Source organism: Nostoc sp. (assembly GCF_036917635.1).
In the GTDB taxonomy this organism is placed as follows: domain Bacteria; phylum Cyanobacteriota; class Cyanobacteriia; order Cyanobacteriales; family Nostocaceae; genus Nostoc.
In genome coordinates this window covers 128,494-148,608 of sequence record NZ_JBALCW010000042.1, presented here as the reverse complement: position 1 = coordinate 148,608, position 20,115 = coordinate 128,494, and the positions used below count along the sequence as shown (strand labels likewise).

General features: G+C 41.9%; 20 protein-coding genes, 1 tRNA gene and 1 pseudogene. 12 read left to right on the top strand and 10 right to left on the bottom strand.

The window, feature by feature from the left end:
* The first annotated feature begins 223 nt into the window (after window positions 1-223).
* Window positions 224-2,140 (top strand): squalene--hopene cyclase, encoded by a 1,917-nt coding sequence (gene shc / locus V7K32_RS11970; protein WP_334993375.1) that lies wholly within the window; start codon window positions 224-226, stop codon window positions 2,138-2,140.
* A gap of 580 nt (window positions 2,141-2,720) precedes the next feature.
* On the opposite strand, the gene V7K32_RS11965 is transcribed toward shc, so the two are convergent.
* The 3 genes from V7K32_RS11965 to V7K32_RS11955 form a co-directional block, all read right to left on the bottom strand.
* Window positions 2,721-3,170: an orange carotenoid protein N-terminal domain-containing protein gene (locus V7K32_RS11965; RefSeq protein WP_334993372.1), complete on the bottom strand. Its 450-nt coding sequence runs from the start codon at window positions 3,168-3,170 to the stop codon at window positions 2,721-2,723.
* Window positions 3,171-3,582: 412 nt separating this feature from the next.
* Entirely contained in the window at window positions 3,583-4,074 is a 492-nt protein-coding gene (locus V7K32_RS11960) for an orange carotenoid protein N-terminal domain-containing protein (RefSeq protein WP_334993370.1), read from the bottom strand.
* 467 nt (window positions 4,075-4,541) lie between these two features.
* Window positions 4,542-4,940, bottom strand: coding sequence for a DUF6335 family protein (locus tag V7K32_RS11955; protein WP_334993369.1), 399 nt, complete (start codon window positions 4,938-4,940; stop codon window positions 4,542-4,544).
* 363 nt (window positions 4,941-5,303) lie between these two features.
* On the opposite strand from V7K32_RS11955, the gene V7K32_RS11950 reads away from it, so the two are divergent.
* The 6 genes from V7K32_RS11950 to V7K32_RS11925 all read left to right on the top strand — a co-directional run bounded on the left by V7K32_RS11950 (window position 5,304) and on the right by V7K32_RS11925 (window position 10,845).
* Entirely contained in the window at window positions 5,304-6,401 is a 1,098-nt protein-coding gene (locus V7K32_RS11950; RefSeq protein WP_334993367.1) for a DJ-1/PfpI/YhbO family deglycase/protease, read from the top strand.
* A gap of 109 nt (window positions 6,402-6,510) precedes the next feature.
* Entirely contained in the window at window positions 6,511-7,209 is a 699-nt protein-coding gene (locus V7K32_RS11945; protein ID WP_334880487.1) for an SRPBCC family protein, read from the top strand.
* A gap of 86 nt (window positions 7,210-7,295) precedes the next feature.
* Window positions 7,296-8,465 (top strand): zinc-dependent alcohol dehydrogenase, encoded by a 1,170-nt coding sequence (locus V7K32_RS11940; RefSeq protein ID WP_334993365.1) that lies wholly within the window; start codon window positions 7,296-7,298, stop codon window positions 8,463-8,465.
* 61 nt (window positions 8,466-8,526) lie between these two features.
* Entirely contained in the window at window positions 8,527-8,892 is a 366-nt protein-coding gene (locus V7K32_RS11935) for a hypothetical protein (protein WP_334993363.1), read from the top strand.
* Between the two features lie 279 nt (window positions 8,893-9,171).
* Window positions 9,172-10,341 carry a zinc-dependent alcohol dehydrogenase gene (locus V7K32_RS11930; RefSeq protein ID WP_334993361.1) on the top strand — a complete coding sequence of 390 codons (1,170 nt, stop codon included), beginning with the start codon at window positions 9,172-9,174 and terminating at the stop codon, window positions 10,339-10,341.
* A gap of 162 nt (window positions 10,342-10,503) precedes the next feature.
* On the top strand, window positions 10,504-10,845 hold the full coding sequence (locus V7K32_RS11925; RefSeq protein WP_334993359.1) for a cupin domain-containing protein: 342 nt from the start codon (window positions 10,504-10,506) through the stop codon (window positions 10,843-10,845).
* 304 nt (window positions 10,846-11,149) lie between these two features.
* On the opposite strand, the gene V7K32_RS11920 is transcribed toward V7K32_RS11925, so the two are convergent.
* The gene (locus V7K32_RS11920) at window positions 11,150-11,611 is read right to left on the bottom strand and encodes a transposase (protein WP_334993357.1); all 462 of its coding nucleotides are present in this window, start codon (window positions 11,609-11,611) and stop codon (window positions 11,150-11,152) included.
* A gap of 108 nt (window positions 11,612-11,719) precedes the next feature.
* A complete protein-coding gene (locus V7K32_RS11915) occupies window positions 11,720-12,031 on the bottom strand; it encodes a helix-turn-helix domain-containing protein (protein ID WP_334993391.1) in 312 nt (103 codons plus the stop codon).
* A 231-nt stretch (window positions 12,032-12,262) separates the two neighbouring features.
* On the opposite strand from V7K32_RS11915, the gene V7K32_RS11910 reads away from it, so the two are divergent.
* Window positions 12,263-13,129 (top strand): manganese catalase family protein, encoded by an 867-nt coding sequence (locus tag V7K32_RS11910; protein ID WP_334993355.1) that lies wholly within the window; start codon window positions 12,263-12,265, stop codon window positions 13,127-13,129.
* Window positions 13,130-13,762: 633 nt separating this feature from the next.
* Window positions 13,763-13,833 (top strand) — tRNA-Cys (locus V7K32_RS11905).
* Window positions 13,834-14,085: 252 nt separating this feature from the next.
* Here the strand turns inward: V7K32_RS11905 and V7K32_RS11900 are convergent.
* Both V7K32_RS11900 and V7K32_RS11895 read right to left on the bottom strand, forming a co-directional pair.
* Window positions 14,086-14,193 (bottom strand): annotated as a pseudogene (locus V7K32_RS11900) (hypothetical protein); the annotation flags it as partial.
* Complete coding sequence (locus V7K32_RS11895; protein WP_334993353.1) at window positions 14,181-14,348, bottom strand: hypothetical protein; 168 nt, start codon at window positions 14,346-14,348, stop codon at window positions 14,181-14,183. The pseudogene V7K32_RS11900 and the gene V7K32_RS11895, both read right to left, overlap by 13 nt.
* A gap of 241 nt (window positions 14,349-14,589) precedes the next feature.
* Between V7K32_RS11895 and V7K32_RS11890 the strand changes: the two genes are divergently transcribed.
* Both V7K32_RS11890 and V7K32_RS11885 read left to right on the top strand, forming a co-directional pair.
* On the top strand, window positions 14,590-14,835 hold the full coding sequence (locus tag V7K32_RS11890) for a hypothetical protein (protein WP_094327534.1): 246 nt from the start codon (window positions 14,590-14,592) through the stop codon (window positions 14,833-14,835).
* 10 nt (window positions 14,836-14,845) lie between these two features.
* Window positions 14,846-15,880: a hypothetical protein gene (locus V7K32_RS11885; RefSeq protein WP_334993351.1), complete on the top strand. Its 1,035-nt coding sequence runs from the start codon at window positions 14,846-14,848 to the stop codon at window positions 15,878-15,880.
* A gap of 122 nt (window positions 15,881-16,002) precedes the next feature.
* On the opposite strand, the gene ilvA is transcribed toward V7K32_RS11885, so the two are convergent.
* Window positions 16,003-17,514 (bottom strand): threonine ammonia-lyase, biosynthetic, encoded by a 1,512-nt coding sequence (gene ilvA, locus V7K32_RS11880; RefSeq protein WP_334993349.1) that lies wholly within the window; start codon window positions 17,512-17,514, stop codon window positions 16,003-16,005.
* Window positions 17,515-17,959: 445 nt separating this feature from the next.
* Here ilvA and V7K32_RS11875 point away from each other — a divergent pair, with 445 nt between their 5' ends.
* On the top strand, window positions 17,960-18,940 hold the full coding sequence (locus tag V7K32_RS11875) for an aldo/keto reductase (RefSeq protein ID WP_334993347.1): 981 nt from the start codon (window positions 17,960-17,962) through the stop codon (window positions 18,938-18,940).
* A gap of 200 nt (window positions 18,941-19,140) precedes the next feature.
* Here V7K32_RS11875 and V7K32_RS11870 read toward each other — a convergent pair whose 3' ends face one another.
* Window positions 19,141-19,422, bottom strand: coding sequence for a peptidase (locus V7K32_RS11870; protein ID WP_334993345.1), 282 nt, complete (start codon window positions 19,420-19,422; stop codon window positions 19,141-19,143).
* Window positions 19,423-19,680: 258 nt separating this feature from the next.
* Window positions 19,681-20,106 (bottom strand): DUF4363 family protein, encoded by a 426-nt coding sequence (locus V7K32_RS11865; RefSeq protein WP_334993343.1) that lies wholly within the window; start codon window positions 20,104-20,106, stop codon window positions 19,681-19,683.
* Window positions 20,107-20,115 lie beyond the last annotated feature (9 nt).

The window sequence follows — 20,115 nt, the reverse complement described above, 5'->3', positions numbered from 1 at the left end:
AAGCTGAGTGTCCAGATTTTTGAGTACTACTCACCTGCTACTCAAAAATAGGTTCAAAATGCTTGCAATCTCGTTGGGTAGCAATTCTAATACAATTACATCCATGAGCTATTGCAAATTATCAGTGACTCAGACAGAATACTATGTCTACTGATAGAGAAAAAATTTTTTCCGATTGCCGTATTCATAACTAGTGTTGGGTGTTGAGGTTAAATAATATTTGATGCAAACACAAGACAGGGTAAAAGTCAATCAAGTCGCAGAGGCGATCGCAGCCAGTCAACAATATTTACAATCGATTCAAAATCCCGTAGGTTACTGGTGGGCAGAGTTACAATCCAATGTCACCATCACTGCTGAAGTCGTTCTTTTGCATAAGATTTGGGGAACAGACCAAACCAGACCTTTAGACAAAGTTGCAGCCTATCTGCGTCAAGAACAACGAGAGCATGGCGGCTGGGAACTTTATTATGGTGATGGCGGAGAACTTAGCACTTCGGTTGAAGCCTACATGGCGCTAAAGCTGCTAGGTGTACCAGCAACCGATCCGGCGATGATTCGGGCGCGAACCTTTATTCTCCAACGAGGTGGTATCAGCAAAACTCGGATTTTTACCAAGTTGCACTTAGCCTTGATTGGCTGCTACAACTGGCGCGGTATTCCCTCGCTACCACCTTGGGTAATGCTGTTGCCAAAAGCTTTCCCAGTTAATATCTACGAAATGTCTAGTTGGGCGCGTTCCAGCACAGTGCCATTACTGATTGTATGCGATCGCAAACCTGTTTTTATAACTGACCCAACTATCAACCTAAATGAGCTATACGTTGAAGGTGTTGATCGAGTGCAGTGGGAATTACCCCAAACTGGCGATTGGACTGATTTATTTCTCAGCCTCGATCGGGGGTTCAAGTTGGCAGAAAGTCTGAATTTAGTACCCTTTCGTGAAGAAGGCATCAAAGCCGCCGAAAAATGGATTTTAGAGCGCCAAGAAGCTACAGGTGACTGGGGTGGGATTATTCCGGCGATGTTGAACTCAATGTTTGCTTTGCGGTGTCTAGATTATCACCGAAGCGACCCCATTATAGAACGAGGTTTGCAAGCAATTGATAACTTTGCCATTGAAACAGAGGATAGCTACCGAGTTCAACCCTGTGTTTCACCCGTTTGGGATACAGCTTGGGCGATGCGGGCTTTAGTAGAATCTGGCTTTGCACCAGATCATCCGGCTGTAGTGCAAGCTGGAGAATGGTTGTTACAAAAACAAATTTTAGATTACGGAGATTGGGCTGTAAAAAATCGTCAGGGAAAACCAGGGGCTTGGGCATTTGAGTTTGACAATCGCTTTTATCCCGATGTAGACGACTCGGCTGTGGTGGTAATGGCTTTACATTTGGCGAAACTCCCCAATGAAGAAATCAAGCAAGCTGCGATCGTTCGGGCGTTAAACTGGATTGCATCTATGCAATGTAAACCAGGCGGCTGGGCTGCTTTTGATTTAGATAACGATCAAGATTGGCTTAACTCCATCCCTTATGGCGACTTGAAAGCGATGATCGATCCAAATACCGCAGATGTTACGGCTAGAGTCGTAGAAATGCTGGGTGCTTGTGATTTGTCAATTGATCGTGATAATTTAGAGCGATCGCTTACTTATCTTCACAGCGAACAAGAAACCGAAGGCTGTTGGTTTGGTCGTTGGGGTGTAAATTATATCTACGGCACCAGTGGCGTTTTATCAGCTTTGGCGTTAATTGCTCCTCAAAAGCATAAACTCAGTATAGAACGAGGAGCAGCTTGGTTAGTTGGATGTCAAAACCCGGATGGGGGTTGGGGTGAGACTTGCCGCAGCTATGACGACTCCAGTCTTAAAGGAAAAGGAAATAGTACTGCATCTCAAACTGCTTGGGCTTTAATTGGCCTCTTGGCAGCAGGTGAAGCAACTGGTAAATTATCTCTTGAGGCGATCGAGCGGGGAATTGGCTATTTAGTAGCAACTCAACAGCCAGATGGTACTTGGTTTGAGGCGAACTTTACAGGTACTGGCTTTCCCTGCCATTTTTATCTTAAGTATCATCTATATCAACAGTATTTTCCTTTAATTGCTCTAGGTCGCTATCAAGCAGTGATTCAAAAAGGTTAATATTTATTGCTATGGTAGGGGCATAAAATTGTTCGCCCCTACTGCGTACTCCTTTAGACATCTCCAGAAATTAAATATGCGTAACCTGAAAGCCTTGTAGAGACGCGAAATTGCACTTCGTGCCGCTATGTGCTAACGCGTCTCTACATTCATTGTCGGAGATGTCTAATGTTTAGGAGAACATGACATAATCATTAACTTAAAAATAAAGGTGGGGCATAGCCTATAAGTGTCAACTTAAGAAAAAATCTGCTTTGAGAGGACGTTTTGCCCTTATCCCCTAACCTCAAATCCCAACTTGGGATTCGGGGAACTAGAGAATTTACTCCCCTCTCCCAAAATTGGGAGAGGGGTTGGGGGTGAGGGTCAAACCTGGAAAGTTCGCCAAATCTAGGTTATACGTTAAGTTGACACCAATGGGCATAGCCTCACCTTTGATTCTTAAGGGACTTCCAAATAAAAAAATATTCCAAAACTAACGCAAAAATCCTCTTAATCTCTCCTCCCTCTGTGTTCTCTGCGTCTCTGTGGTTCGTTTTTTGGAATAATTTATTCCTTGGAAATCCCTAACTCAAAACTCTTACAGTACCCGCTTGAAGAAAGTCACTAAATCCTCAATATTGGGTGTGTCAAGTAAATCTATTACTTCTGTAGCTTTTTCAGAGGGTATATAGTCATTTGGTACACCGATAATTGTAGTTCCCAAATTTTGGGCGAGGTGATACCAAAAAGCCAATTTATCATCAACGCTCATTGAAGTATACTCTTGAGTAAGAATTGCTGTTTCCCCTACTTCACCTTGGTGTACCAACTGACGCAAAGCAAAAACCTGTTCCTGCTGGGGCAGATTTTGAATTTGGGCAACTAAATTCGCAGTCTTTTCGTTTGACACATCATTGAGAGCGATCGCTGGAATTTCATCAGCAATCTCAGTATACAGTAACGCTAGAACCGTCAGGCGATCGTCTATATCCAAACTCTGGAATTTTGATCCACTTTGTTCTAAAAAATTGACGTTTGTAGAAGTCATAAATACCTCAATGTAATTAACTACTTAATTAACTAAAAAAATATTGATTTAACTTTAAATAAAATAGTAATCATAATATAAAAATAGTATATTTAAACCAACTAAAAGATAGATTAAATCAACTATAATTACTTTTAATCTATTAAATACAAAACAAAGGGCATTACGACTGGAGAGTGCAACTGGCTAAAGACACAGATGAACACAGAGTAAGAGTTTTAGTTTTTACTCTGTGTTTATTTCTCCGAAAAAATGGTAAGAATTCAGCAGTTAGGAGCCAGAATAATTATAAAATCAAGCGGACAATAACTTCTTGATTTTATTAAAATTATTAAGTTTGGATATCAAAGTCTTCTTAATTCTGACTTCTGGATTCGGGATTCTGACTTCTTACCTAAAAACTTCAAAAGTGCTAAATTTCAGCACCTGCTTTTGCTTCGGCACCCATTGGCGAAACATAATCACGGAAAAGAGTAATCTGTTGCTCAAACTCTAATCCTTGAATTTTGCCAAACAACTGTTGACATTCTGAGGGGAGTTGATAGTCAGAAGGTACAGGAATGATAGTACCATCATCCATACCTTGAGATAGTCGATACCAAAATAGTAGCTTAGTGGTATCACCCAAAGAACCATATTCACGAGAAATTAGCGTATCTACTTTATTAATCAAGTCACGCTGAACTTGTAATTGTTGTTCGTGAGATAATTCCTTTACTTGATTAAACAAACCTTCAGCGATTTCTGGGGAAACAGTGCTAGCACCAGGAGCGGCTGGCGTAATTGACTTACCCATTTCTTTGTAAATGAACCAAAACAAAGCCAGTTGTTGATCCACACCCAACTGTTGCCAAGCTTGAACATGTTCACGAATAGTTGGATCGCCAGTTTGTGTAAATGTCATTATTAACTCCAATTGCAATTAATCGATTTCATTAGCAAGGTTACCAAATGTACATTTAGCCTTTTACCCTACTGAAGACAGATGTATTGGAATCATAAAGAAGAACAATTATAAACAGAACATAAATCGCGCAACTTGTAGTCCTGCATTAGAAGGATTACACTTAGATAAAAGCCCAATATCAAAAACACATAATTTCAAAGTCCCTCTCCCATAAATGGGAGAGGGATTTAGGGTGAGGGCAAAAATTACGGTTCCCAAATTATATCAGGTTTAAATTCTTATTTTTCTCAAAAAGATTCGTAAAAATAGAATGAAATAGCCCTGACAATTATCCTTAAACCAAGCGTATTCTATTACCCTGAGGTATTTCGGTAGATAGATGTTAATTTTATTGTGACAGTGCTTTTATAAGCACTGCCCAATTCAGTGACCTTAATTTATTAACGGTGACACTTTTATTGAGCTTATTCTCGCCGATCTTGATAATCTTCAGAAGACTTGGGATCTAACTCCCAGCGATCGCCATCACGATCCTCTAAAATATCGTTAGTATGCAGAAACTCAGAATCATCCATTTCCAGCCCTACTGCTGCTTCTAGCTCCTGGGTTACATTTTGATCGGGAGTGGAAGTACTACCACCAACAGCTTCATCTCCAACCGCATCTGCATCTTGCCAATAAGCGTCAACATCGCCACCAGTCAGTTCTGGACTCGTTTCTGTGTACTCCTGTCTTTCTGCTTGAATTGAGCTACCACCAATATTGTATCCCGGCAAGTCTTTCACACCAGTACCGTAGGATTCGGTAATTTCCTGTGGCAAATCATTGGTTTCAATTTCGTCTTTATGATTTTTTTCTGCCATGATACTAGCCTTTTTGTGCATTCTTACAATAACGTTTTTCTGTCTCTAACTTGTCTAACTAGAGATGTATGGCTTTAGTAATAAAATAATCTATCCCCTGGGAACGAAGCTAAACTAGCGATCGCGCCATACCATGTAAATATGAATTCATGGTCAAGCAACTTGTAGTTGAAGTTTTTAGTTATGAGTTAGTAGCTCTAAAACCGAAATTATTCAGTAGCCAAGTTCTAACTCCTAACTATTCTTTATTAAAGAAAAATCAAATTTAGGTTTAGCCATTTAACTTTGTTTTTTAACTGCCATAATCGATAAATATTGTAGCTAGTTAAATACTAGACTAGAAATAAACAGGTAATACAATCTATGACTGACCACAACAATCATGCCGCTAATAAAAAAGTTGCCATCCTTATTGAACAGGCAGTAGAGGATGCAGAATTTACAGTCCCTTATAATGGACTAAAACAAGCGGGAATGGAAGTAGTAGTCCTTGGTTCCCGAATGAATGAAAAATATAAAGGTAAACGCGGCAAACTTAGCATCCAAGCTGATGGTACTACCACAGAAGCGATCGCAGCCGAATTCGACGCTGTGATAATTCCCGGTGGGATGGCTCCCGACAGAATGCGGCGCAACACCAACACAGTCCGCTTTGTCCAAGAAGCTATACAACAAGGAAAATTAGTCGCTGCGGTTTGTCATGGCCCACAAGTTCTGATTGAAGGCGACTTGCTCAAAGGTAAACAAGCCACTGGTTTTATCGCTATTGCCAAAGACATGATTAACGCTGGCGCAAAATATCTAGATGAGCCAGTGGTAGTTGACGGAAATTTGATTACATCCCGTGAACCCGGAGACTTACCAATTTTCACCACAGCTATATTAAACCGTTTGGGTTATGGCGGCAAAGATGCTGCATTACCAAATGAAAAAGACACAAGTGCTGAATGGTGGAAAGTGGCTGATGCTTGGGGTGGCTCAACTAAAGGTGAAATAACCAAAGGTTTAAATAATGCCCTTGCTGGTGAACGTTATTCGCTAGAAGCATTTGAAAACTACTTGGAAAAAGAATCAGATAGCGAAGTTAACTCAGTCTTTCAAGAAATAATTGCGAATAAACAGCGCCACATTCAAAAACTGGAAACTTATCTTCAGCGATTGGGCGAAAAAACCTCAATAGCGGCGAATATTGCCAATCAGTACGCCAAGGTCAAAACTGCTATGACCGGAAGTGATGATATATATCAGTTACGCTGTGCTTTAGGGGATGTGCAAACTGGTATCGGCGATATTGGCAATTTGTCTGCAATGTTCACTGACCCAGTAGCAACTGCTATTTTCAAAGAAATTTACCACGATTTATTAAAATACGAACAGCGATTGGTAGACTTATATCGGGCGCGGATAAATACTCAGATTCAACCTCCTAAGCCGACTACAGGGGCTGCTGTGTCAATGTAAGGCTTTTTGAAGGTAGACGGCTACGGCAGAGGCGCAAATAACTCAGAGATAGAAAGAAGAGGGTATTTGCGCCTCTATGGTGAATTTACTGTGATGGAGATATAAAAAAGTGACTTCAACATCAGGGGATAAATCAAGTACAAATCAGACTGAAGCTAGTGAAGTAGAGCGTTGGGCATCTCTCATTGGTGGCGGTGCGATGGTGCTGATGGGTTTAAGGCAAGGTTCATTGCGGGGAGCGCTGACGGCTTTAGCAGGTGGAGGTTTGGTTTATCAAGGTGCAACCAAGCAAAGCACAATCCAGAAAGCACAAGAAGCAATAGGGATAAACCAACCGATCAAAGTTGAAAAGACGGTAACAATAAATAAATCGGCAGAAGAATTGTATCGCTTTTGGCATAACTTTGAGAATCTGCCCACATTTATGAAGCATCTCAAATCTGTTAAGGTTCATAACGAAAAACGTTCTCATTGGATTGCTAATGCACCCTTGGATAATACCGTAGAATGGGATGCAGATATTCTCGAAGACCGGGAAAATGAATTTATTTCTTGGGCTTCTGTAGAAGGTGCAGACGTTGATAATTCTGGTTTTGTTCGCTTCAAAAAAGCACCAGGCGATCGCGGCACGGAAGTTAAGGTTGTTTTGGAGTATAACCCCCCCGGTGGAGCATTGGCAGCTACCGTAGCTAAACTTTTTGGTGAAGAACCAGAACAGCAAATTGGCGATGAATTGCGCCGCTTCAAGATGCTAATGGAAGCAGGCGAAATTGCGACCACCGAAGGCCAACCTTCTGGACGCAGCTAGTTATTTGTTCTTTTTCCTTTGTCATTTATCTAAAGCGAATGACTAATGACTAATGACTAACGACTAATGACTAAGGACTAATAACTATGAAAGCAGTTTGCTGGAACGGTGCTAATGATGTGCGGGTACAGTCGGTACCAGATCCGACAATTCTTAACCCGCGTGATGCAATTATTAAAATTACTTCCACGGCGATTTGTGGCTCCGATCTACATATATATGGCGGCTATATCCCCACAGTGCAAAAGGGTGACATTATCGGTCACGAATTTATGGGAGAAGTCGTGGAAGTTGGTAAGGGAGTCAACAATTTAAAAATAGGCGATCGCGTTGTTGTTCCTTCTACAATTGGCTGTGGTAATTGCCATTATTGCCAAGGTGATATGTGGTCATTGTGCGATAATTCCAATCCCAATGGTTGGATTCAAGAAAAATTATTTGGTAATATTACCTCAGCTATTTATGGCTACTCCCACATGTTAGGGGGTTATGCAGGCGCACAAGCAGAATATATCCGTGTACCCTTTGCTGATGTGGGTGTCGTCAAAGTTCCGCCAGACTTACCGGATGAGATGTTATTATTCATCTCCGATGCTATCCCCACCGGTTACATGGGCGCAGAATTATGCGATATTCAACCGGGTGATACTGTAGCCGTTTGGGGTTGCGGTGCTGTTGGACAATTTGCCATGATTAGCGCCTACATGATGGGAGCCGAAAAAGTGATCGGTATAGATCGCTTTCCCGAACGCCTGGAAATGGCGAAAAAGTTTGCCAAAGCAGAAGTGATTAACTACGAAGAAGTTAATGCTGGCGAAGCGTTGAAAGAGATGACTGGTGGTCGTGGGCCTGATGCTTGCATCGATGCTGTTGGTTTAGAAGCACACGGTGTTGGTTTAGAAGGCTTATACGACGAAACAAAACAAAAGCTCAAATTGGAAACCGACCGTCCCCACGTTCTGCGGGAAATGATGGTCGCCTGTCGTAAAGGCGGGACTCTTTCAATCATGGGTGTTTATGGTGGTTTTGTAGATAAACTACCATTTGGTGCAGCTTTTAATAAAGGTCTAACCTTTAGGATGGGACAAATGCATGGACAAAAATATATGCATTCGTTATTACAGATGATAATGGATGGAAAACTTGATCCATCCTTTGTTGTCACCCATCAATTACCTTTAGAACAAGCACCCCACGCCTATCATATCTTTCAACAAAAAAAGGATAACTGCATCAAAGTTGTTCTTAAACCCTAAATTGTGAATAATCATTTAGGTTTTGAATTGTCCACCTAACATAATGTAATTGAGGTTTTTTATGAATCGAGTAATTTCTTGGGTGCGGAATATTCGCATTTCCCAAATCGTTGTAGTCTTTCTGGTAGGATTTATGTTTTTGTTAGGTCAGGCTTTTAGTGACGTTAGCGTAGCACAAGCTGATGTTCAAACTCCAGAAGGTACTTATTATAAAGGAATCCCAGACGGGCAAAACAATACCCAGTTAGAAAAGACTGGCAATAAATTAAAAAGCGCTGCTGATACTATCCGCGAGAAGTTAAACTTGGATGAAGAAACTCCTCGATCTACAAAAGAGTTTCTGAAGTCTACAAAAAATACAATTGGAGACAAAGTTAAGCTGACTGAAACTAAAGAAGGTTATTACCGAACTCCTCCTAGCAAATAATATCACTCGCTCGTAGTTGCGCTTTAGCGCAAGACAGCGCAACTACGAGCCAAATAGAGAGATTTTACTTTTGCTTACATAGTTTGGTTTTATCTTGCCTACCTACTTATAAGCTAGATTTGTAGCCATTTTTGAGTCTAACCTTTTGACTCAAAAATTGTAAAATAACCTTTGAAAATTCACTGAGACGCGATAGTTATCGCGTCTCAAAATCAGGCTAAATCGAGTATTTATCTTGATATAAACAAGCCAGAAATCATAACTAAGGAATAAATAATTATGAAAGCAGTTTGCTGGCATGGAGCAAACGATGTGCGGGTTGATACAGTTCCCGACCCCAAAATTCTTAACCCACGCGATGCCATTGTTAAAATTACTTCCACGGCAATTTGTGGTTCAGATTTGCATATTTATGACGGCTACATTCCCACCATGCAAAAGGGCGATATCCTTGGTCATGAATTCATGGGGGAAGTCGTAGAACTTGGAAGTGCAGTTAAAAATGTCAACGTAGGCGATCGCGTCGTTGTTCCTTTTACTATATCTTGCGGTAGTTGCTTTTTCTGCAATCGGGATTTATGGTCACTATGCGACAACTCTAACCCCAATGCTTGGTTAGTAGAAAAGCAAATGGGGCATTCGCCAGCAGGTCTATTTGGCTACTCTCATTTATTCGGCGGTTACGCTGGTGGTCAAGCAGAGTATGCAAGAGTCCCCTTTGCCGATGTCGGCTTGCTCAAAATACCCGATGGTTTAACGGATGAGCAAGTGCTATTTTTAACAGATATTTTCCCTACTGGCTACATGGCAGCCGAAAACTGCAACATCAAACCCGGTGATATTGTCGCTGTTTGGGGTTGTGGCCCAGTTGGACAATTCGCAATTAAAAGCGCATATATGCTAGGTGCGGAACGGGTAATCGCCTTTGACCGCATTCCCGAACGTCTGCAAATGGCTAAAGAATACGGCAAAGCAGAAGTTCTCAACTACGAAGAAGTGAATGTAGGCGAAGCACTCAAAGAAATGACTGGCGGTCGTGGCCCCGATGCTTGCATAGATGCAGTAGGAATGGAGGCACACGGCACAGACTTTATGGCATTCTATGACCAGGTGAAGCAAGCAGTACGTCTAGAAACAGACCGGCCGACGGCATTACGGCAAGTAATAGTATCTGCTGCTAAAGGTGGTCACGTATCACTTGCGGGTGTGTACGGTGGCTTTTTAGATAAAATCCCAATGGGTGCTGCCATGAACAAGGGATTGACCTTCAAAATGGGACAAACGCATGTCCATAGGTATTTACGACCCTTGTTAGAGCGGATTCAAAACGGTGAAATCGATCCAACTTTTATCATCACTCATACTTTACCTTTAGAACAAGCGCCCCACGGCTACGAAATTTTTAAGCAGAAGAAAGATAACTGTATCAAAGTTGTACTCAAACCGTAATAGGGGGATGAATTAAATAATTCGTAATTCGTAATTCGTAATTCGTAAATTTTGTTTTGTAATGGGGATTTAACGCCAACACAAAACTTATCGGTTTTAGAACCGGGGGACTTAAACCCACGGACAGCAGTTAAAAGTTAAAAGTAGAAAGAGGCAAAAAATATGTCTGATACAACCGTTATCAAAGTAGACTCTAGCCATTCTCCTAAAGGTCAACTTGGTCAGAAATATCTTGCATCTGGCAAAAGCCTTTCCATGCGTCTGTGGGAGAATGAGGAACCGAACGAACCTAAAGAACCAACAGCACGAGAATATGAAACTGTTGGTTATGTAATCAATGGTCGTGCAGAATTGCATATTGAAGGGCAAACGATTTTACTAGAGTCTGGGAGTTCTTGGGTAGTACCTAAAGGAGCCAGCCACACTTACAAAATCCTAGAACCATTTACTGCTGTTGAGGCAACCAGTCCACCCGCTCAAGTTCAGGGGCGAGACGAAAGCTGATTTGCAATTATCTGAAGTTTTGCGATCGCTAAAAACTTATAGCTGCTTTCAATTACACGGAATATAAAGCGATCGTAGGGGAACAAGAGTTTTGTTCCCCTTTTTACTTTGACTCCCCCTATATCATAGTAAAGCAATACAGTCAACACTGCCTTTTGCTTATACCTTTCTCGAATGAAGCCAGAGTATTGTGAAATCCTTTTCTAGACAGAACTATAAAGAAAAAAGCCCTAGTCGGAATACTTATTTAAAAGTATTTTTTTTATCTGACTAGAGGCTGATGAAGATACAGCATTTACGGCTGTTATGAGGTACAGTAACAACAACTAGCAAACCAGTTTCTTAAATGTTGAGGATTTATTAAGTCGAGTGCAGCTGAGATTAGTTTATCAACCATTTCTGTTGTAGTTGGAGCAAAACTTCGTAAAAAAGATTTAAGTTGTGACCACCATAATTCAATTGGATTAAAATCGGGGGAGTATGAGGATAAACAAATAACTTTCGCACCTACAGCTTCAATCATTGGCACAATTGAATCTAGTTTATGTGCAGATAAATTATCCATAACTACCACTGCTCCTGACCATAAATTTGGCACTAAAAACTTCTCAACAAATAATTCAAATGCGATGCCATCCATTGAATTATTCATTGTCATTAATGCAACTACTTTGTTAATACTAATTGCTCCAATTACTGTAACTTTTGAGCCTCTATAGAAGGGGCCCTTGAGAGTAAGCTCTTGTTCCCATTTGTGAACGGGCATGAGTCCTGGTTAACCCAAGTATGACACCAGTTTCGTCCAAAAATACCAAATTTTCTGGCTCTATATATTTGACCTTTTCCCAATAATCTAATCTTAAATTCAGGACTCTTAGAGTCCCTGCTTGCGTACTCCTCTTTGTTTTTTTTTACGATTTAATCCTAATTTCTGTAAAGCCCGACACATTGCACTTTGACCTACCCAATTGCCAGTCTTATCTGCAAATAATTCACACAACTCTATCAATGTTGCATCTGGATGCGCTTCGACTAATTCTCTTAACTCTACGTCAGCATTTGTCAGATGACTAAATTGTGGTTTTCCTCGCGGCTTTAGTTGTAAATTTCCTTCAAGTTTTTGTTGTTTTACAAGCTTTTGTACTAAACTCTTTGACACGGAAAATATGTTCGCTACTTTCCTAATTGAGATATTTTTCTCTTATATGTGCTGCAACTATTTTTTCTCGAAGATCGACAGAGTATGACTTCATTTAAAAGTATTTATATTTTAATCTAGTGTACCTCATAATAGACGCAAGTGCTGTAAAGCATTTGATTAGTTTTCTAGTAATAAGAGGCTACACAAAATCGCATAAAAGTTTGGCAACTGTTTTGATTTTGTGCCAGTAGCATCTGCAATTAACGAGGAATTCAAATGTTTTATCACAATAAGAAACTTCAATATTTTAAGCCGCCAGAAAAACCAGATGCAGTCTACGCAATGAAAATTCAAGAACTCATCGGCGGCACTTTTGGTGAAATGACCGTGATGATGCAGTATCTGTTTCAGGGTTGGAACTGTCGAGGCCCTGCCAAGTACCGGGATATGCTGCTAGATGTTGGTACTGAGGAAATCGGTCATATTGAGATGCTGGCAACAATGATTGCCCATCTTCTAGATAAAGCGCCGATCAAAATGCAAGAAGAAAGTGCAAAAGATGCGGTAGTAGGTGCCGTGATGGGCGGTAGTAGCCCACGCGATGTAATTATGGCTGCGGCGATGAACCCCCAACACGCTATTGTGTCTGGTTTGGGTGCAACACCATCTGATAGCGTCGGCTATCCTTGGAACGGTCGTTATATTGTCTCCAGTGGTAACTTGTTAGCAGATTTCCGGTCTAATCTCCACGCCGAAAGTCAAGGACGTTTGCAAGCAGTGCGACTGTATGAGATGACAGACGATCCAGGCGTGAAAGATACCTTGAGCTTTATGATCGCTCGTGATACCATGCATCAAAACTTGTGGCTAGCAACCATTGAGGATTTAGAAAGCTCTGGATTGGAAACCACGCCAGTTCCCAGTTCCTTCCCGTTGGAATTGGAGAAACGCGAGTTTTCTTATCAATTCTGGAATCATTCAGAAGGCACAGAAAGCTCTGAAGGTCGTTGGGCAAAAGGTCCCTCAATGGATGGCAAAGGCGAATTCGAGTATGTGGAAAATCCCCAACCACTAGGCCCAGAACCGCAACCTCCTGTACCCGATCCCCGACTGCATGGTACCTCGAAAATGCCACTGGCATAAGGCAAGGGTTTGATCGCACCCCCTTTGACTGAGCGTACAACAACTATCGGTGGCTAATCATTGGCATGAAGTAGCATTCACATCTGTTCTAATAACACTTGATTTCCCCAATTCTCTTTGCAAAGGAGGGTTGGGGGAATTTTTGCCAGATGAACATATATCACCTAGCTAGCACTCATTTGGTAGTTTGATAGATTAAAAACGTCAAACCAGTCAGAGCTATGCTATAAACGGAATCTTTATCTGTTGACTTCTCCAAAGAAAAGGAAGATGGGGAGCAATGCGAATTTTTTTGCGATCGCACTTACACGATAGGCTGAATAAGTTTGTGATCGCTTCATGATTTCTTTATAAATAGGACTTACGCAAATAATAGCCAAAACCCTGATTTTATGGTAAGGGCAATTCATGAATTGCCCTTACCGCGTGTAGTTTTGCGTAAGTCCCAATAAACTGGAAATTTTCTCTTAAGGCTATTGTTAGGGGGGGAAGAGGTTGTATGCAAGCGATTTTTTGCCCCCACTATTTTTCCCTCAGAATCCTATGCTATCATGGGTTAACTAGCGTCCTATGGCTACTGAATCCTACTAAGACACCTTAGGAAGATTAAAGTAGTTTAAGGAATTTCGCTGTGGCGGCATAGCCAAGTGGTAAGGCAGAGGTCTGCAAAACCTCCATCCCCGGTTCGAATCCGGGTGCCGCCTTAAGGCTTTTAGCCTTTTAGGATAATCAAAAATCACATAAAAGGCTTTCTTGATAGTCAAACTGATAGTCAAAAGCGATCGCTTTCTCTTGTAGCGGATGACTGAGTAACTTGAGGGATAGAGCTTTGAATAATTCTTCAACTTAGTAACAACCAAAGGCATCTGATCCACTGTTAAAATCTCCTTCAAACGTGATCCTGCGCTCTCTCGCATATCTCCATCCTGTGCCTTGCGGGTTAGCTCGACTAAGGCAGCGATCCCATACTTATTGCCAGGGTCGATTTTCCCTAAAGATTCTGCTGCTCCCTTACGGGTGGATTTATTCTGTGCCTTGCGGGTTAGCTTGACTAAGGCAGCGATCGCATACTTGTTGCCAGGGTCAATAACGAACGTCGAATAACTATCTCCCTAATTGCTCTAGTGGCTGCTTGGACTAATATATTCCAGATATCTAAACCGTCTTTTTGTAGTACGCTGCCCAAAATTCCAGGCAACAACACTACCATATCTTTCATTTAGATGGCGATGAAAATTGCCTGCGCCTAAAAAATGGTAGTGGTGTTTCCTCATCACCAATTATATGCTGAGAGGATAGTCAATAACTAACTATCAAGTTCCTCATCTGCACTTTATGGTAGGTGTCAAATTCACTGATTTGAATAAAACTTCTACATAAACACACACTGATGCAGCTTGATTTGCTTGAATAGCTATATTGATAGGACATTGATACGAGAGCAATTCACAATCCTGATTATGGCAAGTAAATTCATTGATGTTAGAGAATATACTGTCAGGGCGCACAAAAGACAGATTCATACTCGTGTTTTCCAGTTTGTCTGTAAAGAGTGTAACGATCTGACAAAGCGCGAGACTTTCGGCCCTCGACCCTTATATTGTGAGAGATGTCGCCCTCCCCAACCGCCTAAGAAATCGCAGCCAACATCTCACAAAGCAAAACCCAGAGCAATGTCTTACAAAAGTGACATCGATTTAAATTGATTGAAGCCTTATGACTCAAAATGGACAATTAGAACCACCTCCAGGTAGCTTTGTCTCACCACTGTTGGAACTACGAGACTATTATGCTCGCCTCACAGAAGAGTATGAACGCCTCTTTGTGCAGGCGCGGGAGCAGCTGGATCATGTAGAAGCGTTGTTGTCTAACTGGTCTTTTTCTGATGGCAGCAAGCAGATATCAAGTCTGACGGCGGCTGATGAAACCTCAGATTTTTCCCAAGAAGGCCCTCTGGTGTTTTTATCACCTCTTGATGACATCGACGAAATCAACTTGGTGGAGTCTGGAGAGCCAGAACTTGCAGACAAAGACTTGGTTGAGATCGATAATTCCTTTTCTGCTGCTGTTGATACAAAAGAGAGTCAACCTTCAACTACATCGCCAGATCCAAAGATCGCCCTAGAGAACAACGATAGTTCAACGAAGGTGGCAGAAATCCCTATGCTACCCCAGTACGATCGCGCTCTTTCCCGAATGGAAGCCATAAAACAGCTATTGCTTGAGCAGATAGGTACTGTGTGTCATATCGATTTTATCGTGCGATCGCTTTATGGAGAGTTAGATTCCAATCTATTCAAAGTAGTTAAAGGTAGGGTTCAATCTTCCCTCACCCAAGGCAGAGAAAGGAATTACTGGGTAACTATTCCTGATGAGCCAGGTTGTTATACTCTGGATCTAAGTTTGGTAGCCCCAACCAAGCGCAATGGTGCTTCTAGGAGCATCAAAAACAAAAAGCCTTTTGTACCCCCGACAAAAGCAGTACCGATGCTCAAAGCCTTTGAGGGTCTATTCTTAATTGATGCCCTCACCTCTTTGTTTGAAGAAAATCCAGGTAAAGTTTTCAGCGTTGCTGAAGTCATCGCCGGAATTTATGGAGAACTAGATTCTCAGCAACTTCGAGAGGTCAAAAATAAGGTATTGAACGAATTATCTAGAGGCTATCGGACAGGCAGATTCTCTAGGGTTCCTAACCAAATTGGCTTCTATACCTGGGACTCCAATATGATATTAGAGGGTAGTTCTCGGTAAATTGGGGAGTGGAAATTGGGGACTGGGGCATTGGGTATTGTTATTCTTCTCCTGCTCCCCCTGCTCCCCCTGCTCCCCCTGCTCCCCCTGCTCCCCCTGCTCCCCCTGCTCCCCCTGCTCCCCTATCCCAAAAACAGCTTGTATGCCGGATTCTTGTTTTCATCCCAATAGCGATAGCCCAGGTGATCGAGAAAAGCTTGCCACTGTTCCATCTCATGCGGGGGAACCTGGATACCAACAACGATTCGTCCGTAGTCTGCGCCGTTGTTTCGGTAGTGAAAAAGACTAATATTCCAATTGGGACTCATGGAAGTAACAAACTTCATCAATGCACCGGGACGTTCGGGAAACTCAAAACGGTAGAGCAATTCATTGTGAGCCAGGAGAGAATGCCCACCTACCATGTGCCGCAGATGTAATTTAGTTAGTTCGTCGTCTGTTAAATCAAGAGTTTCAAATCCATTATCTTCAAAAGTTTCTACCATCTTTGCAGCATCAGCACGGTTTTGAATTTGCACACCGACAAAAATATGGGCTGTTTTTTCATCAGCAATACGATAATTAAACTCTGTAAGATTACGGTTGCCAATACATTCACAAAACTGGCGAATACTTCCCCGTTCCTCTGGAATTGTGACTGCAAAGATGGCTTCGCGGCGTTCGCCGAACTCTGCCCGTTCTGCCACAAAGCGGAGGCGATCAAAATTCATGTTTGCACCACAGGCGACAGCAATTAAGGTTTGTCCCTCGATTTGCTCTCGTTCTACGTAGGCTTTGGCAGCTGCGATCGCTAATGCACCGGCTGGTTCTAAAATTGATCGCGTATCCTCAAACACGTCTTTAATCGCAGCACAAGTATCGTCTGTATCCACCAAAATAATTTCATCTACATACTGCTGACACAAACGGAAGGTTTCTTCACCTACTTCTCGCACCGCCACACCATCAGCAAATAACCCCACTTGAGACAAGCGCACCCGATGTCCGGCTTTTAGCGATTGAGACATCGCATCAGCATCTACTGGTTCAACGCCAATAATCTTGATTTCAGGACGCAAGCGTTTTACATAAGCCCCAATCCCAGAAATTAATCCGCCCCCTCCAATCGCTACAAAAATTGCATGGATGGGTTGCTGATATTGTCGTAAAATTTCCATCCCAATTGTTCCCTGTCCAGCAATGACATGAGGATCATCGAAAGGATGAATAAACGTCAAACCTTTTTCTATTTCTAATTCACGGGCATAGCTATAAGCATCATCGTAGGTGTTTCCATGTAAGACGACTGCTCCGCCCCTCATTCTAACCGCGTCCACCTTGACTTGGGGCGTGGTTACTGGCATCACGATAATCGCTTTGGTTCCTAAGCGATTGGCTGCAAGGGCGACTCCCTGAGCATGGTTTCCCGCAGACGCGGCAATTACACCCTGCGCTAATATATCTGGTGGCAGTTGCACCATTTTGTTATAAGCACCCCGCAGTTTAAAGGAAAATACTGACTGCATATCCTCACGTTTGAGCAGGAGTTGATTATTCAGCCGTGCAGACAAATTTGGGGCATACTCCAGTGGTGTTTCCTGGGCAACATCGTACACACGGGCAGTTAGGATTTGGATGAGGTAGTCGCAATACATGGGCGTCAAGGTGTTAGCAAATGCCGGATGGAAACTAATTTTACGTTACAAGCGATCGCACTGGTTTTATTTAATTACACTATTTCAAAGTTTTGAGTCAATAAAATTTCAAAATTACTAATACTGTTTGAAGATAAATCAGTCCAGTAATTGATTTTTTATAGTGGTTTCAAATTCACAACCAGTTTTTTATAAAGAATTAAAAAAGCGTCGGAATATAATGCTAACTAATACAGCTTGGGAAAATCTAGTCAAAACTTCCAACTCATTAGAGATTAGTGTTAGCGAGTTAATTGAAAGAGTAGCTAGAAATATTAGCGCTAATATAAATTTTGATGACTGTGACTAAAGTTACACGAGTCGCTTAATCTGGTCTTTAAAGGGACTGAGTTTTACGCTTACCGAGTGTTCCTATAATTAATAAGACAATCTACAGAAAGCAAAGATGCAGACTCTCCAAAAACTCTCCCTCCCAAGCATGGGCTGCGGGACTTGGGCCTGGGGCAACCAACTGCTTTGGGGATATGACGAAAGTATGGATGACCAGTTGCAAGCCGTTTTTAACGTTTGTGTAAACAACGGTGTAACTTTATTTGATACAGGTGATTCTTACGGAACTGGGAGATTGAATGGTCGCAGTGAGCTACTCTTGGGACGATTCAGCCAAGAATATGTAGGTTCAGGCAAAGAAAATATTTGTATTGCGACTAAGCTTGCTGCTTATCCGTGGAGATGGACACGTCAATCAATGTTAAAGGCTTGCAAGTTATCTGCTAAACGCCTGGGAAGAAACGTAGATTTGGTACAGATGCACTGGTCTACAGCAAACTATGCTCCTTGGCAAGAGGGAGGGCTGTTAGATGGTCTTGCCGATTTGTATGAGCAAGGACTAGTTAAGGGAGTGGGACTATCGAATTATGGGCCTAAACGGCTTAAACAAGTGCAGAAAAAGTTTGCTGAACGAGGCGTTTCTATTACTACTCTGCAAGTTCAATACTCTTTGTTGTCTACATATCCTGTGACTCAACTAAAGCTCAAAGACCTTTGTGATCAGTTGGGAATCAAACTTATTGCCTACAGCCCTCTGGCTTTAGGGCTATTGACAGGAAAATACTCCCAGCAAGGCCCTTTGCCCAAAGGCATCCGAGGTCTGCTGTTTAGGCAGATATTACCAGGAATGCGATCGCTTTTGGCATGTTTACAAGAGGTGGCACAGTCTAGAAACAAAACCATGTCACAGGTAGCAATTAATTGGTGCATCTGTAAAGGAACCATTCCTATCCCTGGAGCAAAGAGCGTTGAACAGGCGAGGGAGAATATTGGTGCATTGGGTTGGCAATTAGACGCCAGTGAGATTGCAGAGTTGGATAGAGCAGCGGCGAATGCAGACAAAAAAATGGTACAAAATATCTTTCAAACTAAGTAAAACCTATAAGCATGAGTATTTAGATTTTTTCAAACATCAAATTGGATTGCTATAGTTTTGGGATTTGAGTTTTCATAGCCGTGCGATGAGTTAACGTTCTGCTATTTGTGGAAGCGATCGCAGCATAATTAAGAAAAGCCTGAAAACTTCCGGGAGCATCGTTAATTCAGATCGCTATGTATTTATACAGGGCGTAAGTTCTAATCCTTCTCGGATTTTGGCCTTTTCCTACCAAACAAACTAGTCATACTTAATCCAGTAACCAATAATCCCAATAGTCCTAATCCGTTCAAAATCGGGTAGATTCCCTCTAAACCAAATATTTCACCACGATGAATCGAAAGCAGTAGACTACGCCCTACTCCCAGGTTAGCTGACCACTCACCTACCAGCGTAGCTGCAATTCCAGTTAATAATGTTACAGCAAGCGGTAAAGCCAAAATAATTGCCAGAGTCCGGTGGTACTTGCGAAATGAACGCATTATCCAAAATCTCCAGTGGAAACTATAGCAGTTTGCAACTTGATGAGGTAGAGAACTATTTGTCTCAAAGCCACATATAAAGACTGTTTTCCTCCTAAGTAAGTTGCCACAATCAAACCAAAGTGTGTGAAGAAAAGTAAACAATGCTCAAACCCTTTTTTCCCCCGCCCCTTAGCCCCTACTTTATCGCAACGATAATTATTTACGCCGACCTACTTATTTCGTGTCTTTTGACTCCTGCTCCATGTTAGTTTTATCTCACTTTTTAGAAACACTAGCGATATTTGTGTCAAGTGTTTGTAACCCTTTAAGAGCTTTCGCTTTATTTTTTGCTTTCAGCGCACCCTTCACCTGGGTCGCAGCATCTTCAATTACATTATAGGTTTTTGAAGATTTAGTTTTGACACCATCCTCAACCTTAGACCAAGAGTTTTCAAACTGATTAAATTCCTGTTGAGCTTTGTCAAAGTTTCCGCCTTGCACCGCGGTTTTGGTATTTGAAACTACACTGACTAAAGTATTAAAACCTCCCTCTGTACCAACAGTTGTTTTGGATACTGCTGTCCCCGCAGTGGTTTCAGTGGCAGCAGGAGTCTGGGTAGTAGATTTTTGCTCGCTGTTGCATCCTACTAATGTCAGTAAGGCAATTGTAGTAACGGGGATGATGTAGATTAAGCGTTTCATAAGACCTCT